Source organism: Paraglaciecola aquimarina (assembly GCF_032464635.1).
Lineage (GTDB): Bacteria > Pseudomonadota > Gammaproteobacteria > Enterobacterales > Alteromonadaceae > Paraglaciecola > Paraglaciecola aquimarina.
Window position 1 is genome coordinate 3,155,655 of the sequence record NZ_JAWDIO010000002.1, and the last position, 14,449, is coordinate 3,170,103.

The 14,449-nt window shown below is 39.2% G+C and carries 13 protein-coding genes, 4 pseudogenes and 1 riboswitch; of the genes and pseudogenes, 8 read left to right on the forward strand and 9 right to left on the reverse strand.

What is annotated here, in order from left to right:
• Positions 1-238: 238 nt before the first annotated feature.
• Positions 239-874, forward strand: a complete 636-nt coding sequence (locus RS130_RS15655) for a TetR/AcrR family transcriptional regulator (RefSeq protein WP_316026696.1) — start codon at positions 239-241, stop codon at positions 872-874.
• A gap of 104 nt (positions 875-978) precedes the next feature.
• On the opposite strand, the gene RS130_RS15660 is transcribed toward RS130_RS15655, so the two are convergent.
• Positions 979-2,307, reverse strand: coding sequence for an NCS2 family permease (locus RS130_RS15660; protein WP_316026697.1), 1,329 nt, complete (start codon positions 2,305-2,307; stop codon positions 979-981).
• A gap of 242 nt (positions 2,308-2,549) precedes the next feature.
• Here RS130_RS15660 and RS130_RS15665 point away from each other — a divergent pair, with 242 nt between their 5' ends.
• Positions 2,550-3,551, forward strand: a complete 1,002-nt coding sequence (locus RS130_RS15665; RefSeq protein ID WP_316026698.1) for an adenosine deaminase — start codon at positions 2,550-2,552, stop codon at positions 3,549-3,551.
• A gap of 51 nt (positions 3,552-3,602) precedes the next feature.
• On the opposite strand, the gene RS130_RS15670 is transcribed toward RS130_RS15665, so the two are convergent.
• The 6 genes and pseudogenes from RS130_RS15670 to RS130_RS15695 all read right to left on the reverse strand — a co-directional run bounded on the left by RS130_RS15670 (position 3,603) and on the right by RS130_RS15695 (position 9,489).
• Positions 3,603-3,875: a hypothetical protein gene (locus RS130_RS15670; protein ID WP_316026699.1), complete on the reverse strand. Its 273-nt coding sequence runs from the start codon at positions 3,873-3,875 to the stop codon at positions 3,603-3,605.
• Positions 3,876-4,049: 174 nt separating this feature from the next.
• Positions 4,050-4,280 carry a hypothetical protein gene (locus RS130_RS15675; RefSeq protein WP_316026700.1) on the reverse strand — a complete coding sequence of 77 codons (231 nt, stop codon included), beginning with the start codon at positions 4,278-4,280 and terminating at the stop codon, positions 4,050-4,052.
• 450 nt (positions 4,281-4,730) lie between these two features.
• Positions 4,731-6,489, reverse strand: a pseudogene (locus RS130_RS15680) (sugar phosphorylase).
• Positions 6,490-6,517: 28 nt separating this feature from the next.
• A pseudogene (locus tag RS130_RS15685) lies at positions 6,518-7,745 on the reverse strand (glycosyltransferase family protein).
• Positions 7,746-7,786: 41 nt separating this feature from the next.
• Positions 7,787-8,608, reverse strand: a complete 822-nt coding sequence (locus RS130_RS15690) for an HAD-IIB family hydrolase (RefSeq protein ID WP_316026701.1) — start codon at positions 8,606-8,608, stop codon at positions 7,787-7,789.
• Positions 8,605-9,489, reverse strand: coding sequence for a kinase (locus tag RS130_RS15695; protein ID WP_316026702.1), 885 nt, complete (start codon positions 9,487-9,489; stop codon positions 8,605-8,607). The genes RS130_RS15690 and RS130_RS15695 overlap by 4 nt, the downstream gene beginning before the upstream one ends.
• A gap of 274 nt (positions 9,490-9,763) precedes the next feature.
• A riboswitch (molybdenum cofactor riboswitch) is annotated at positions 9,764-9,932 on the forward strand.
• Between RS130_RS15695 and moaA the strand changes: the two are divergent.
• From moaA to moaE, 6 genes and pseudogenes are all read left to right on the forward strand, one after another.
• Positions 9,928-10,897 (forward strand): annotated as a pseudogene (moaA, locus tag RS130_RS15700) (GTP 3',8-cyclase MoaA). It overlaps the preceding riboswitch by 5 nt.
• Positions 10,898-10,907: 10 nt before the next feature.
• Positions 10,908-11,510, forward strand: a complete 603-nt coding sequence (gene mobA, locus RS130_RS15705; protein WP_316026703.1) for a molybdenum cofactor guanylyltransferase — start codon at positions 10,908-10,910, stop codon at positions 11,508-11,510.
• Positions 11,511-12,027 (forward strand): annotated as a pseudogene (moaB, locus tag RS130_RS15710) (molybdenum cofactor biosynthesis protein B).
• 30 nt (positions 12,028-12,057) lie between these two features.
• Positions 12,058-12,555, forward strand: coding sequence for a cyclic pyranopterin monophosphate synthase MoaC (gene moaC / locus RS130_RS15715; protein ID WP_316026704.1), 498 nt, complete (start codon positions 12,058-12,060; stop codon positions 12,553-12,555).
• Between the two features lie 85 nt (positions 12,556-12,640).
• Complete coding sequence (locus tag RS130_RS15720; protein WP_316026705.1) at positions 12,641-12,811, forward strand: MoaD/ThiS family protein; 171 nt, start codon at positions 12,641-12,643, stop codon at positions 12,809-12,811.
• Between the two features lies 1 nt (position 12,812).
• Positions 12,813-13,271 (forward strand): molybdopterin synthase catalytic subunit MoaE, encoded by a 459-nt coding sequence (gene moaE, locus RS130_RS15725; RefSeq protein ID WP_316026706.1) that lies wholly within the window; start codon positions 12,813-12,815, stop codon positions 13,269-13,271.
• Positions 13,272-13,330: 59 nt separating this feature from the next.
• Here the strand turns inward: moaE and fur are convergent, their stop codons facing one another.
• Positions 13,331-13,747: a ferric iron uptake transcriptional regulator gene (gene fur, locus RS130_RS15730; RefSeq protein WP_316026707.1), complete on the reverse strand. Its 417-nt coding sequence runs from the start codon at positions 13,745-13,747 to the stop codon at positions 13,331-13,333.
• Positions 13,748-13,887: 140 nt separating this feature from the next.
• Positions 13,888-14,412 (reverse strand): flavodoxin FldA, encoded by a 525-nt coding sequence (fldA, locus tag RS130_RS15735; RefSeq protein WP_316026708.1) that lies wholly within the window; start codon positions 14,410-14,412, stop codon positions 13,888-13,890.
• Positions 14,413-14,449: the final 37 nt, after the last annotated feature.

Below are 14,449 nucleotides of genomic sequence, written 5' to 3' on the forward strand. Positions count from 1 at the left end.
TAAGTTATATAAAGAACCCATATTTTTATGGGTTCTTTAGCTTGCTCGCGAGTTTGCGTCTGCTAGTTTTGGTTACGCGTAATCCTTGCTAGGCTAGGTAAAATAACAGTCTTAATAAAAAATATAAATTTCTCAAATATTATTCATAATTCTTGCATGAGCCTATGTTAAGTTTGAACAATAGCTATAACATCACAGTTAAAAGTGTTTTAGCGTAATTTAATAAGTTGCATAAATAATGAAATCGAAAGAACAAAATATAGCTAAACTAAATAGGCAAAAAATACTTAGTGCCGCAGAAAAGGAATTTGCATTACATGGATTTAAAGGCGCAAGGGTTCAAAAGATCGCCGACAGAGTAGGGTTACCTAAGACCAACGTTCTTTATTATTTCAAAACCAAGGAAATTTTATATTTAGCCTTACTCGAAGATATTTTGAGTTTATGGAATGGTGATTTTGACAATGCGACTAGTGACGACGACCCAGCGTTGGTATTGGCTAAGTATATTGCTGATAAAATGGAAATATCTCGCACTAGGCCAGAAGCGTCTAAAATTTTTGCCTTAGAAATTATCAATAATGCCCCTAACTTAAGTCAATTTTTTAGAGTACAACATAAAGAGTGGATGCAAGGCAGAGTCGCTGTAATACAACAATGGATAGATAAGGGTAAATTGCCGCCTACGGACCCGTTTGCCTTATTGTTTCATATTTGGGCTACGACTCAGCATTACTCTGATTTTTCTGCACAAATCACCGAATTAAGAGGGCAAGTGATGTATAAGGCTGATTATAAGGTCGCCACCAAAAATTTAGTGACATTTATTCTTACTGGCTGTGGTTTATCCGTGCCGCCTGAGTATAAAATCTAAACCCATGTATTCGACATACATTGCAACCTAGCAATAGGTCTATTGATTGCCATGTATGAAGGATACTAGATCTTGTTCATACATGGCATATGTCGTTTGCTGAGTTATTTTAAATCCAATACATATCGAAGAATAAACACCGCTGCCATTAAATATGTAATAACCGTTACCTTCTTGTATTTACCTGTCCCCACCATAACACCAACATAAGTAATAAAGCCTAGTGCGATGCCTTCACTAATACTAAAGGTGAGTGGCATCGCTAACAGTGCAACAGTGGCTGTTGCTAGCGAGGCTAGATCATCAAAGTCTAACTGCCTAAAAGACTCCATCATTAAAATCCCCACCATAATCAATGCAGGCGTGGTAGCCATCAAAGGGATCACTTTCATGACAGGCGTTAAAAAGAGTGCAGCGACAAAACAAAGCGCGACAAATAGCGAAGTTAGGCCGGTACGTCCACCTGCAGATACGCCCGCAGCAGACTCTACGTAAGATGTGACTGGTGATGTACCTATTGCAGCTCCCACCAAGCTTGCTGTAGCGTCAGCAGTCATGGCTTTACCCATTTTAGGTAATTTGCCATTGGCATCTAAAAGATTCGCTCTTCGAGACACACCTATTAATGTTCCTATAGTATCGAACATATTGACAAACAGTAGGGCAAAAATGAGATCCCATGTTTCTGCAATGTTATTGATTGGATACATAATATCCATAGCTAAAAATGTTGTACTGATGCTATCTGGCATACCAAAAAATTGGTCGGTGTGTTGCGTTAAGAACCCGTCTTCTGTTGGTATCAAGGTGCCTACAACCGTTAAGACAATAACAGATATTAAGATTGCGCCACTGACTTTTTTAATAACAAGCACAATGGTTAATAAGACCCCCACTAAAGCCAACATGGTTGCAGGATCTGAGAGGTCACCTATGGTGACGAATGTAGCAGGGTGATCGACTACAAGTCCTGCATTTTTAAGCCCGATAAACGCAATAAATAGTCCTATACCGCACTGCACACCAATTTTTAATGCAGCGGGTATAGCATCAGCAATTTTTGTTCTAATACCCGTTACTGACAACAGCAAGAAAATAACACCATTCCAAAAAACGATACCTAGTGCGGCGTCCCATGGTATTTCTCGGGTTAAGCAAATAGTAAATGCAAAGAATGCATTTAGTCCCATACCCGGGGCCATCGCCACCGGATAATTGGTCATTAGGGCCATGATTAACGTGCCTAGACAAGCAGCAATGGCGGTGACTGTAATCAAACCTTCAATCGGAATGCCTCCCGCACTTAAAATACTGGGGTTTACAACGAGTACGTAAGACATTGCGGCAAAAGTCGTTAAGCCAGCGATAAACTCAGTTTTTAGGTTTGTTCCATGTGCTTTTAATTTAAAGATTTGTTCTAAAAGATCAGACATTTTTTGTACTCTTTTATTGTGCTTAAGGTGTTTCTGCAAGTTCCTGACCAATTGGTCAATGATTGGTGTGATTTATGCTGTATTAGCTTAATATTGATAGTAACGGGTCATTAATAACACTGAAGGTAGCAAATATACCAATTTATTTTCAGCAACCCTTATTTAATGTGCACCAATATAGCGTTGATTGATTTATATTGGTGCATGATATAAACATAAAATAGCGAATTAAGCAGGACAAGATGACAAAATTACAAATGATGCAATGGCTGGATTGCCAACCAAAAGTTGAGTTGCATTTACATATTGAAGGGACGTTAGAGCCTGAGTTTATGATGTCCCTAGCAAAAAAGCATCAGGTGAATTTACCTTGCACAACAATGCAAGAAGTTAAAGAGGCGTATAACTTTAATAATCTACAGAGCTTTTTAGACTTATATTATTTAGGTGCGTCGGTGTTAAGAGATGAAGAAGACTTTTATCAACTAATGTGGCGTTATTTATTAAAATGTAAAGAGCAGAACATTGTGCATTGTGAGCTAATGTTTGATCCTCAAACCCATACCGAGCGAGGCGTTGAATTTGCTGTGTTTATGACTGGGTTTAAACGTGCAATAGCGCAGGCTAAAAAAGAGTGGGGGCAATCTTGCTATTTGATCATGTCGTTTTTACGCCACTTAAGTGAAGACAGTGCGATTCAAACTTTACAGCAAGCGCAGCCTTTTTATGATGACTTTATTGCAGTTGGTTTAGATAGTGGCGAACTGGGCAACCCACCAGAGAAGTTTCAAAGAGTATTTCAGCAAGCTAAAGAGCTTGGCTTCAAACGGGTGGCTCATGCGGGAGAAGAAGGTCCTCCAGAGTATATTTGGTCCGCTATTAAAACATTGGACGTGGCGCGAGTTGATCATGGTGTCAGAAGTATTGAGGATGAAAAACTGATCGATTTTCTAATTGAGTCACAATTACCACTTACAGTTTGCCCTTTGTCCAATATAAAACTTAAAGTGTTTTCAGATATGCAACAGCATAATATTCTACAATTATTGGAAAGGGGGCTATTGGTAACAGTTAATGCTGATGACCCAAGTTATTTTGGCGGCTACTTAAACGAAAATTTCTATAGTTTAATTGACAGCTTATCGATCCAACAAACACACTTAAGGCAATTGGTTCGTAACGGCTTCATCGCAAGTTTCCTACCTCAAGAAATAAAAGAATACTGGTTGCGTCAGTTAGATTAGGGCCAGTGTGAGCCTGCTCAATAGCCAGGCTCACTATATCGTAAACACCAGCTATTTATTGCTTGATGCCTTGGCTAACACAATTTTCAACGCATCCTCTTCACTAAATCCATTGTTGATTAACGCTTGATGTAGTTTACGATAGTATTCTGCCTGCGCGTTGATTAATTCTGGCGTGCTGATCGCTAGTAACTCATTTAATTTTTGTGTCGCTAATTGCTGATTGACGAAGTCTAACTTGTTAGGTTCTTGTGACGTATTTTGAGCTGCGTTGTTAGTAGAACTAACTAAACATAAGGCAAAGATGATAGATGTTGCTTTCATTATTTTTCTACCGAAACGTGGATGTAGAGAAATAATGGCGTAAAGGCCGTTAACTAGCAATAACTCCTTTCAATGAATGCCTTGATTTACAACTTTTCAAGTGGGGTCGAAGTTAGTTAATCAGATAAAAAAATACCAAACGTCAACGTTTGGTATTTTTGGGGAATGATTAGGCTATTGCTCAATATCGACTTCGGTCGCCAATTCTTCTGCGCTTAAGTACCCATCGCCGTCCACATCTAATAATGGAAAGTTCTTGCTTAAAAAAGCATCTTTTTGCGCTTCTTCAATACTGATCAGTCCATCTTTGTCTTCATCTAACGGATGGAATTTGTTTTCTGGCTCTTGAGCGGTAATAGCCAGAGAAAATAAGGTAGTGGTTAGTACTAGTACAAATTTAGTCATTTTCGATTCTCCATAAATTGAATTGATGGATATAGCCTTTAAATCCGTCACTTCGATTCAAAAACTATAACCTAGCGGTTAGTCTAATTTGATTAACAAATAAGTTGAGCTTTAGCCTGTAACTTACGCTTAAGCCAACTTATAGACTAGGTATATCAAGAGCCGTGCCACAAGATTATTATCCTTTATAATCAATGAATTAAGGATTTTCTTTAGTGTGAAGTGATGATTTGGGTAAGTAATTTACTAAAAAACGTTACTAACTGACTACATTATTTCGCTCTATTATGATTTTTAAATAACAATCATATACTTACGATGAGGTTGCTGAGAGACAGTGACCACAAACGACCAACCTTCAGTGCACAATAAAATTGAGCCTGAAAGGTTGGCTGATTGATCTCACATTTTTGGATTAACACCTATGGGTTGGTCCATTTAACTACATAGCTAGTTAACAACGTTCGATATCCACATACTTTGATAGGGTTGTAATTCATACTCAAGGTCATCCAGATCCAAAGTTTGCTTGGTTATCAAATCGGTCCAATTATCGGTTCCGATAAGATTTAAGTCACTGTAACGCATAGTTTGTGGCTCTGTTGACATATTATGGATACAAAAAATACTTTGCCTACGGTTCAAACTCTGACGCCAAAAGCCAAACAGTTGCTCCCCAAGTTGCAATGTGAACTGTGTTGCATTTGGATGGAATGCAGCCTGTGACTTACGAATGTTCAGTAACTCCCGCATTCTGCTAAGCACTTTTGCATGCTGACTTTCTGGTGTATCTAACGCTTTTTTCAGTACGTCATAATCCCACTTATGACGATTGATGGAAGCGGTTTTGACTGGTATTTTTGACCTTTTCATAATCGTTGCCCGTTCCAAGTAAACTATGAATATATAATCCTGGTATGCCTTCTAAGCCAAACATCACTGCGTGGGCACATATGAAGCGCTCTAATCCCCATTTATCTGGGCCTTTTACTGTCCCTTGTAAAGCATCATATAGGGCAATGTTAATTTCATAGGCTTTCTGTTCACCTGTTTCTGCTTGACGCCAAGAGATCCTACCTCCGAAATTTTGCATAGTGTTGACCAAAGTAGTGAGCTCTTTGTCTGCTAACAATCCCTCAGCTGGCCTTAGCCCTATGCCATCATGTGATGCTATGAAGTTGAAGAAAAATGTACCATTCTGAGCGGGGGGCATACTGCATAGCCAAGCTTTCAAATGTTTACATGATCCAGTAACCAGTGAGTTGACTAACAGTGGAGGTAGGGAAAAATTGTATATACCGTGGGCTTCATTAGCATTTCCAAAATAGGTTAAATTCTGCCTATTAGGAATGTTTGTCTCGGTAATGATTACCGCATCATTTACAGCATGTTCAATCAAGGTGCGCAATAATCGCACGGCTTCGTGGGTTTGCTCTAAGTTGATACAACTAGTACCTAACTCTTTCCATAAAAATGCGACGGCATCTAATCGAAATATGCGTATACCAGCATCTAAATACTGACGAATGATAGAAACAAAGGTGTCTAGAACATTAGGATTGGTAAAATCAAAATCAACTTGGTCGTGACTAAAGGTGCACCAAACGTATTGTTCACCATTGGCGGTGACGGTTAGGCGCAGTAAATCGGATGTTCGTGGTCGCACAACCTTACTAACATCCGTATCCGGCGTGGCCGTGTAGAAAAAATCGTGCCCTTGGCCTTCGCCTTTTATAAAGTTAGAAAACCAAGCGCTACGAGATGAGCAATGGTTAATCACCACATCTGACATCAGTCTATAGTCTTTGGTAATAGCTTCAATATCTTGCCAATTTCCTAACGATTCATTGACACTAGAGTAGTCAATTACTGAAAACCCGTCGTCTGAACTATAAGGAAAAAACGGTAAGATATGCACACTGTTGATGGCATCCTGACAATATTCATTGAGGAATGTGTGCAAAGTATGCAGCGGTTTCTCCTCTGCTTTTTCTATACTGTCACCATAGGTAATCAACAAAACGTCTTGTTGATCCCAATTGTTATGGTGGGGTTTGGGTTCGAGTATGTGTTCTGGCTTATGAATTCTCATACTTGCCAGCAACTGCTCTGACAACGCTTTAATTGAGATATTTAAATCTACCCCTTGATAGATTACATCTAAGTGATGCTCAACTTTAACGCTTAGTTGTTCAAAAATGGAAGACATACTTTAACCCTTATTGTTTAACGTTTACTTATTCTTGTTTAAATTCTTCGTAGTCTTGCTCTACTGCATCTTTAAGTTGTTCCAGTATATCTGGAATGGCACTTACCACTCGATTCCAGCTTGGAATAAATGGGGTTTCCATTGGGTGGTCTAAGAAGCTTTCACCGGCTTTCATGATATTTTCAGCAAAGAGTTCTACGGCTTTCTCTTCGCTATGAATGTCGACCTTGAGGCCATTCATCATTGCATCGTTGTTGTAGGTTTCAACAAAGTCTAATGCTATACGATAGTAGGTTGCTTTAAGTGAACGGAAGGATTCGGTAGAAAAGGTTTCGCCTTGCGTCGCCAGTTTTCGAATCAGGGCCTTGGTTATATCGATAGACATTTTAGATAAGCCACCTTGATCATTGTCAGCAGATAAATCTTGATGTTTATGATCGTAATTCTTGGCAATATCAGCCTTAGCATAATCGATTATTAGAGTAGTTTCGTTGCATCTCTGATAACACACCAATTTCTAATCCCCAGTCACTTGGAATACGAATGTCATTTAATACGTCTCGTCTAAATGAAAACTCGCCAGCTAGAGGGTATCTGAAGCTGTCCATGTACTCTAAGTAATCGTTATGTCCGACTACTTTTTGCAATGCTCTAATAAGTGGGGTAACCAGTAGACGGGAAACTCGACCATTAATCTTTCCATCTGCAACGCGCGCATAATATCCTTTACAAAATTCATAATTAAACTGTGGGTTAGCTACAGGGTAAATCAGTCGGGCTAATAGACCTCTATCGTAAGTTAAAATGTCGCAATCATGTAATGCTACTGACTCAGCCTTACCAGTCGCCAATACATAACCCATGCAATACCAGACGTTGCGTCCTTTACCTAACTCTTTAGGGGCTAGGCCCAATGCTTCCAATTTTGCATCTAATGCCTGTAATCTAGGCCCTTCATTCCATAGGATCCTGTGATCTTGAGGTAATTTTCCGAAAAATTTTAGCGCATGTTGATATTGGGCTTGATCTGCTCTGTCTAGACCTATCACTATTTGAGATAGGTAGGGGACACCACTAATATGCTCGATAATATTGGGTAAAGCTTCCCCCTCTAACTCAGAGAATAATGAGGGGAGTATTAACGCCATTGGTCGTTTTTTTGAGAAGGATAAAAGTTCCTGCTCTAGTTCCTCGGTAGGACGCTCAGATAAATTGTGTAATGTTGTGACTATGCCATTTTGGTAAAAATCAGCCATGTTGTCTCCATTGATAAATCTAAAATTAGTAATAACCTAAGTTACTGCTTGAATAAAATTGCTTCGATACATTCAGCCCATCCAGTCGGTCCAAAGTTATGACTGGTAATGACCTTGTTGGTGCGTTTTAACTCCGGTGGCGGTGTCGTTGGTGATAATATGCGTATAGCTAAACTTGCCACTTCTAGCATAGCTACATCATTTTGTCCGTCGCCTAAGGCAATAGAGTCGCATTGTTTATCGGGATGTTGCTTTTGGTATTCATTTAGTAGCCATGTTAGGGCTTGTCCTTTATCGCTATAACCTGACACATGTAAAAAGCGACCACCTTGCAACGGTGTGGCGCCTGCCTCTTCAAGGGCATGAATAAATAACGTTTTAGACGCTTGATCGCCAAGCCAATTAACTGGCTCACCATATTCTCTAGTGGCGGCTAATTCTGCGTCGTGTTCGGACAAGCCAGTGACTTCACTAATTCGTTTTACGCTCATTCTAGAAAAGTGCTCAAACTCTTCAGAGAATGCAGCTTGTAAAGTATCCAGTACGCCAACCCAATGTTCAACTCGAGGTGAAAATTCTTTAAGCCAGTACCCGGATTTTTCTATTGTGCCAATCGGTTGTTGCGGGAAAAAATGGGTGGGAATATAAATAGCCGCTCCGTTTTCAACAATAAAAGGGGTCGTCAGCTTTAACGCTCCTCTAATTTCCACCAGTTCAGCAAAGGTTTTACTGGTATTAGGAATAACAGGAATTCCTTCTTGTTGCAATTTATCAAGAATCGATACCACTGGTGCAAAACTATATGAATGGTGGTCAAGTAAGGTGCCATCTAAATCCGTAAAAATGATATGTTGTTTTTTCATTGTTGACCTTTTCTTTGGTAGCTAATTATTGCTCTAGAAGAGTCTAAGGTGAATAAGTGGTCGCATGTATTTGGTAACGTTTTAAAGCTATGTTCCGTTAAACGTTGGTAATACTGTATAAAGTCCTTAATTTCAGCTGGGCTCATTACGCCACTTGTTACTTTTCCGGCTAATTTTTCTACTAGTTTTTGCTCTTGCTCTAAACGCCAAGCATAAACATCGGCAAAAGACGGGGCTTCAAACATAACCCACAAATTCATATACTCATACAAAGGTTGGTAGTCACGTTTTAAAATTGAGTTCACATACCTACGCCAAACTAGTTGCTTATCTTGAATGGCTTCCAGTTCATTCACTGGCATGGTCAATTCACTCTCGTCTTGCCCATTAACTCCCCAACACCACCCTTCAAATATCACCACGTCTACTTGTCTATCTATTACTGTCCACTCCTCCGTCGGGAATGGGTTATCCGTTGCTTTATTAAAACGAGGTATCGTAACTGACTGGGTTTGTTGTTGTAACTTCTGTAATGCTTGTTTAATAAGGTAGGTATCATGCGTACCGGGCACGCCTCTAGTTTTAAATAGCGGGTGTATGTCTGTCGCTAACGTTTCTCTGTCGGCTTGACTAAAATAGAAGTCATCTAGTGACATAACAACGACAGATAAGTTATGTTCAGATTGTAAATATACTTGTAAGAACTCAGATAATGTCGACTTTCCCGACCCCTGACAACCATTGATGCCTACAAAGTAGGGGATGCTTGCACTTTTTTGGTGCGAAAATATTTTATTCGCCAAAGGGATATAAAAATCATTGGCTATCGTTGCGAAGGCCTTTGGCAGCTTATGATCACGGATAAAAGTTTCTGTTAACATATGTTTAATTTCCTATTTTAGTCCTTTGTATTAGCCTGCTTTTTGGCCAAAAATTCCTTAAGGTACCTATAATGGTTCAACTTATATGCCAAGAATAATTAATTTACCTTAATACAAAGTGTTTTAGGTTACAACGAGGTAAAAAAGCCGTCTTGTCGAAGCGGTTTTTTGTGAGACTGTGCTGCTAAAGCGTTAAACATCCATAGGGTTTTACATTACTCCTTAGCAATTATGTGATACAAATATATACCAAGGCCATTCAATTGTTTTGTATGGTTATTTAAAACTCCGAGCCAATTGACCTAATTCACATAGAGATGGTGTTTTGGCCGTAAACTTATTGCTTATTAAGTTTACCTGGGTTGTAAGAGAAATCGAGCAGCCTCCCGTAAACACCGAATGGTTGGTGTTTAAATTTGGAAAGGTGTTAAACACAGTATGTTAGAAGATAAATTTGGACGCCGTTTCCACTATTTAAGGCTGTCTATCACAGACGTGTGCAATTTTCGATGCGACTATTGCCTGCCAGACGGTTATGCATGTGATACTGATAGAAATTTTCTGTCAGTGAAAGAAATAAAAACCTTAGTAAATGGGTTTGCGGCCTTAGGCACCAGCAAAGTCAGAATTACAGGCGGTGAACCTTCGCTGCGCAAAGATCTTACTGAAATCATAGCAAACTGTGCTAATACGCCTTAGTATTGAGCATGTGGCTATGACGACCAATGGTTACAAGTTAGAAACTGATATTGACCGTTGGGTCGCAGCAGGCCTTAACTCACTAAATGTGAGTATCGACAGTTTAGATCCTCGTATGTTTCAATCAATTACTGGTTATGACGCGTTAAACTCTATTTTAGTTGGCATTAACAAGGCGCTTGCTTTAGGCGTAACCGTTAAAGTGAACGTAGTTTTAATGAAACAATACAATGGCTCCGAGTTTAATCAGTTCTTAGCTTGGGTTAAATCTACCCCTATTAGTTTGCGGTTTATCGAGTTGATGCAAACTGGAGACAACCTTAATTTCTTCAAACAAAATCACATTTCTGGATTACCTCTCAAAGAACAATTACTCGAAAATGGCTGGAGTCAACTTATAAGAAGCAGAACTGCTGGTCCAGCCCAAGAGTTTTATCACCCCGATTCTGAGGGAAGAATTGGTTTGATCATGCCTTACAGTAATGATTTTTGCGTAACGTGTAATCGACTTAGGGTATCTGCCGTAGGCAAATTGCATCTGTGCTTATTTGCAGATAAAGGTTTAGATATTAGGCAGACATTAGAGTCAGCAGATAGCAGAGCATTGCAGCAACAACTCACTCATTTACTTTCAAATAAAGAAGCCACCCATTGGTTGCAAGATGGTTATACCGGTGGCACCAAACATTTGGCTATGTTAGGCGGTTAAGGGTGAATTTATGTTAGCTGGGGTGGTACTGGCTGGAGGTCAGTCTAGCAGGATGGGGCAAGACAAGAGTTTACTTGCTTTACCCAACTCTGCACTAACCTTACTTAACAATTGCCAACTACTTTTAAGTCATTTAGAGCAAGTTGAAGTATGGGTAAGTGGTGTGCAACATCAAAATGGGATAAGAGATATCTATCCTAATTGTGGACCTTTATCAGGTATCCACGCGGTGCTTAATTATTTGCATAAGGCTAGACCCGACATAAACGAAATGTTGTTCGTACCGGTAGATATGCCTGCGCTTACGGTTGACGAGCTAGAGTGTTTAATTATTGAAGGTCGAGAAAAGAGCGTCATCTGTAGCTTTGAACATCATCAATTTCCCATCTATATACCCAAAAATGAAGAATTGTTAAGTTATTTAGATGGCCATTTATCTACCAACTATAGAGCGAATAGTACCATTAAAAATAAACAACTATCGATGAGACATATCTTGACGCTTTTTTCTGCCAATCAAATACCAGTAAAAAATTTTTCTACACTTATTAATATTAATACTCCTCAACAATGGCAAGCCCATTATGAGTCTCTAACCATTAAAGGTAAATAAATGGCCTCACAAATTTCTACGGATAAACAAATACTTAAAGTAGCTGTGCTGACTGTGTCAGATACACGGACGGAAGAAAATGATACCTCTGGGCAGTATTTGGCTGCTGCAGCCACCGAAGATGGCCACCAAGTACAGGCAAGAGAAATTGTAATTGACGATAAATTTAAAATTAGAGCACAGCTTTCGAATTGGATTGCATCTGATGACATTCAAGTTGTGCTAGTCACCGGCGGCACTGGTTTTACAGCGAGAGACACCACTCCAGAAGCAGTAAAGCCATTATTTGATAAGAGTATTGAAGGATTTGGAGAGTTATTTCGACACATTTCTTACTTAGAGATTGGCACCTCAACTGTGCAGTCTAGAGCTTTAGCAGGAATGGCAAATGGTACCGCTATATTTTGTATGCCTAGGGTCTACTGGCGCGTGTAAGACTGCTTGGCAGGGAATTTTACAGCAGCAATTAGACTCAACCCATAGACCATGTAACTTTGTTGTTCACCTAAAAATGTAAGCACTTGTTGTGCAAGTAGAGGATAAATAAATGAGTCAAAATGTTAAGTTCTCGCATATCAATGACCAAGGTAAAGCGAATATGGTGGACGTAACCGAGAAAAATGTCACACAACGCCAAGCAGTAGCCGAAGGTTTTATCAAAATGTCTAAGCAAGCTTTTTCTATGTTAAGAGATAACCAACACGCTAAAGGTGATGTGCTGTCTGTGGCACAAATTGCAGGGATCCAAGGTGCGAAAAAATGTAGTGAATTGATACCTCTTTGTCACCCTTTAATGCTGTCTAAAGTCCAAATAGAGTTTGAAATTTTAGACAGTACGCAGCAAGTAAGAATTCAAGCATTGTGCAAGTTGGCAGGACAAACGGGTGTTGAAATGGAGGCGCTAACGGCAGTCAGTGTAGCTGCTCTAACCTTGTTTGACATGTGTAAAGCAGTTGATCCCTTAATGGAAATTGACGGAATACGTGTCTTAAAAAAACAAGGTGGAAAAAGTGGTGATTGGCAAGTAGAGGGGATGCAATGCTAAAAGTATTATTTTTTGGTCAACTAAAAGAACGTTTGAAGCTTGACTATAGGTGACTATTGAAACATCTCAATTTAGGCATGAACACATGACCGTAGCCGATCTCCGGAGTCATTTACAGGAACATCACTCTGAATGGGCAGAATTTTTGCAACATGGACGGGCTTTAGTGGCGGTAAACCAAGAGATGGCTAGCGAAGAATGTAAAATTAGGGATAACGACGAGGTGGCGTTTTTCCCGCCAGTAACAGGTGGCTAGTTTGCATAGTAACGATAAAATTAGTATTCAGAGCCAAGACTTCGATTTTAATTGTGAATACCAACGTTTGCGAAAGAATAATTCTACAGATGGTGCTGTAGTTACATTTATCGGCTTGGTGCGAGATTTTAACCAGAAGGGCCATGTAACTGGGTTATTCTTGGAACATTATCCTGCAATGACAGAAAAATCACTGAGCAACATTCTCATTAAAGCGCGACAGAAGTGGTCTCTGGGGCGTATTACTATTATACATCGAGTAGGGCAGTTAAATCCGAATGAGCAAATTGTTATGGTAGGTGTAACCAGTCAACATCGACAATCAGCGTTTCAAGCGAGTGAGTATATTATGGATTTTCTCAAGACTCAGGCTCCGTTCTGGAAAAAAGAGACCAGTGAGAATGGAGACAACTGGGTAGAAGCAAAGCAATCTGACACAGACAAAGCGGATAGTTGGTAACGAAATTGAGGCTAAAAAAACCGCTAAGACAGCGGTTTAGTTTCGAATGTATAGTTTATTTAATCGTCGCAATTTTCTTTACAATGCCCATAAAGATACAAACTATGATGGGTCAAAGTCATATTGTGGCGTTGAGCTACTTCTTCTTGGCGTTTTTCAATGATTTCATCTTCAAACTCAATTACTTTCCCGCAATTTAGGCACACTAAATGATCATGGTGTTTCTTATGACTAATTTCGAAAACTGATTTGCCACCTTCAAAATGATGGCGGTTCAAAATACCCGCATCATCAAATTGATTCAGTACCCGATAAACAGTGGCTAAACCAATATCTTCATCTTGATCTATTAGTTTTTTATAAACATCTTCAGCACTGATATGTTGATTCTCAGGTAATTGAAGTATTTCTAAGATTTTTAAGCGAGGTAGAGTTACTTTAAGTCCCGCTTTTTTTAATTCTTTATTTTGTTCCATTGACTTACTTTCAAATAATTTATGCTGACATTATAGGGTAGTTAGCGTCTAATGAAAGGGCTGATTCAACAATTTTAACAACTATTTCAAAATTCTAAGAGAATACAATCCCCTTAGAATTTCATTTAAATATTAATTAGTTAACTTAGTTCGGCCAAACACATTTCTTCTTGTATTTGTTTACACCAGGCTTTAACTCTTTCATCCGTTAACTCAGGTTGTCTGTCTTCATCAATGCCTAAACCAACAAAGTGATCGTCATCCGCCATGCCTTTTGACGCTTCAAAGTCATAACCTTCGGTTGGCCATTGACCGACTAAAATTGCGCCTTTAGCCTCAACTATATCCCTTACCATACCCATGGCATCTAAGAAATACTCGGCATAATCTTCTTGGTCACCACAACCAAAAATAGCGACGAGTTTATCTTCAAAATCAATCTGTTCCAATTCAGGAAAGAAGTCATCCCAATCACATTGGGCTTCACCGTAATACCATGTTGGAATGCCAAACAACAATAAATCAAACTCAGCAATTTGCTCTTTACTGCTTTTCGCAATATCTCGAACTTCAATTAAGTTCTTGCCCAATTCTTTTTGGATCATTTTAGCAATATGTTCTGTATTGCCAGTATCACTGCCGAAAAATAACCCCACACTTGCCATTAGCTTTTTTTCCTCACTTATTAATTACTTTAACAAT

Excerpts from the sequence above, each read along its gene's own strand:
- fur (WP_316026707.1), bottom strand. The coding sequence starts at position 13,747 with ATGGAACAAAATAAAGAATTAAAAAAAGCGGGACTTAAAGTAACTCTA.
- RS130_RS15670 (WP_316026699.1), bottom strand. The coding sequence starts at position 3,875 with ATGAAAGCAACATCTATCATCTTTGCCTTATGTTTAGTTAGTTCTACT.
- mobA (WP_316026703.1), top strand. The coding sequence starts at position 10,908 with ATGTTAGCTGGGGTGGTACTGGCTGGAGGTCAGTCTAGCAGGATGGGG.
- moaC (WP_316026704.1), top strand. The coding sequence starts at position 12,058 with ATGAGTCAAAATGTTAAGTTCTCGCATATCAATGACCAAGGTAAAGCG.
- fldA (WP_316026708.1), bottom strand. The coding sequence starts at position 14,412 with ATGGCAAGTGTGGGGTTATTTTTCGGCAGTGATACTGGCAATACAGAA.
- RS130_RS15675 (WP_316026700.1), bottom strand. The coding sequence starts at position 4,280 with ATGACTAAATTTGTACTAGTACTAACCACTACCTTATTTTCTCTGGCT.
- RS130_RS15690 (WP_316026701.1), bottom strand. The coding sequence starts at position 8,608 with ATGAAAAAACAACATATCATTTTTACGGATTTAGATGGCACCTTACTT.
- RS130_RS15665 (WP_316026698.1), top strand. The coding sequence starts at position 2,550 with ATGACAAAATTACAAATGATGCAATGGCTGGATTGCCAACCAAAAGTT.
- RS130_RS15660 (WP_316026697.1), bottom strand. The coding sequence starts at position 2,307 with ATGTCTGATCTTTTAGAACAAATCTTTAAATTAAAAGCACATGGAACA.
- RS130_RS15720 (WP_316026705.1), top strand. The coding sequence starts at position 12,641 with ATGACCGTAGCCGATCTCCGGAGTCATTTACAGGAACATCACTCTGAA.
- RS130_RS15655 (WP_316026696.1), top strand. The coding sequence starts at position 239 with ATGAAATCGAAAGAACAAAATATAGCTAAACTAAATAGGCAAAAAATA.
- RS130_RS15695 (WP_316026702.1), bottom strand. The coding sequence starts at position 9,489 with ATGTTAACAGAAACTTTTATCCGTGATCATAAGCTGCCAAAGGCCTTC.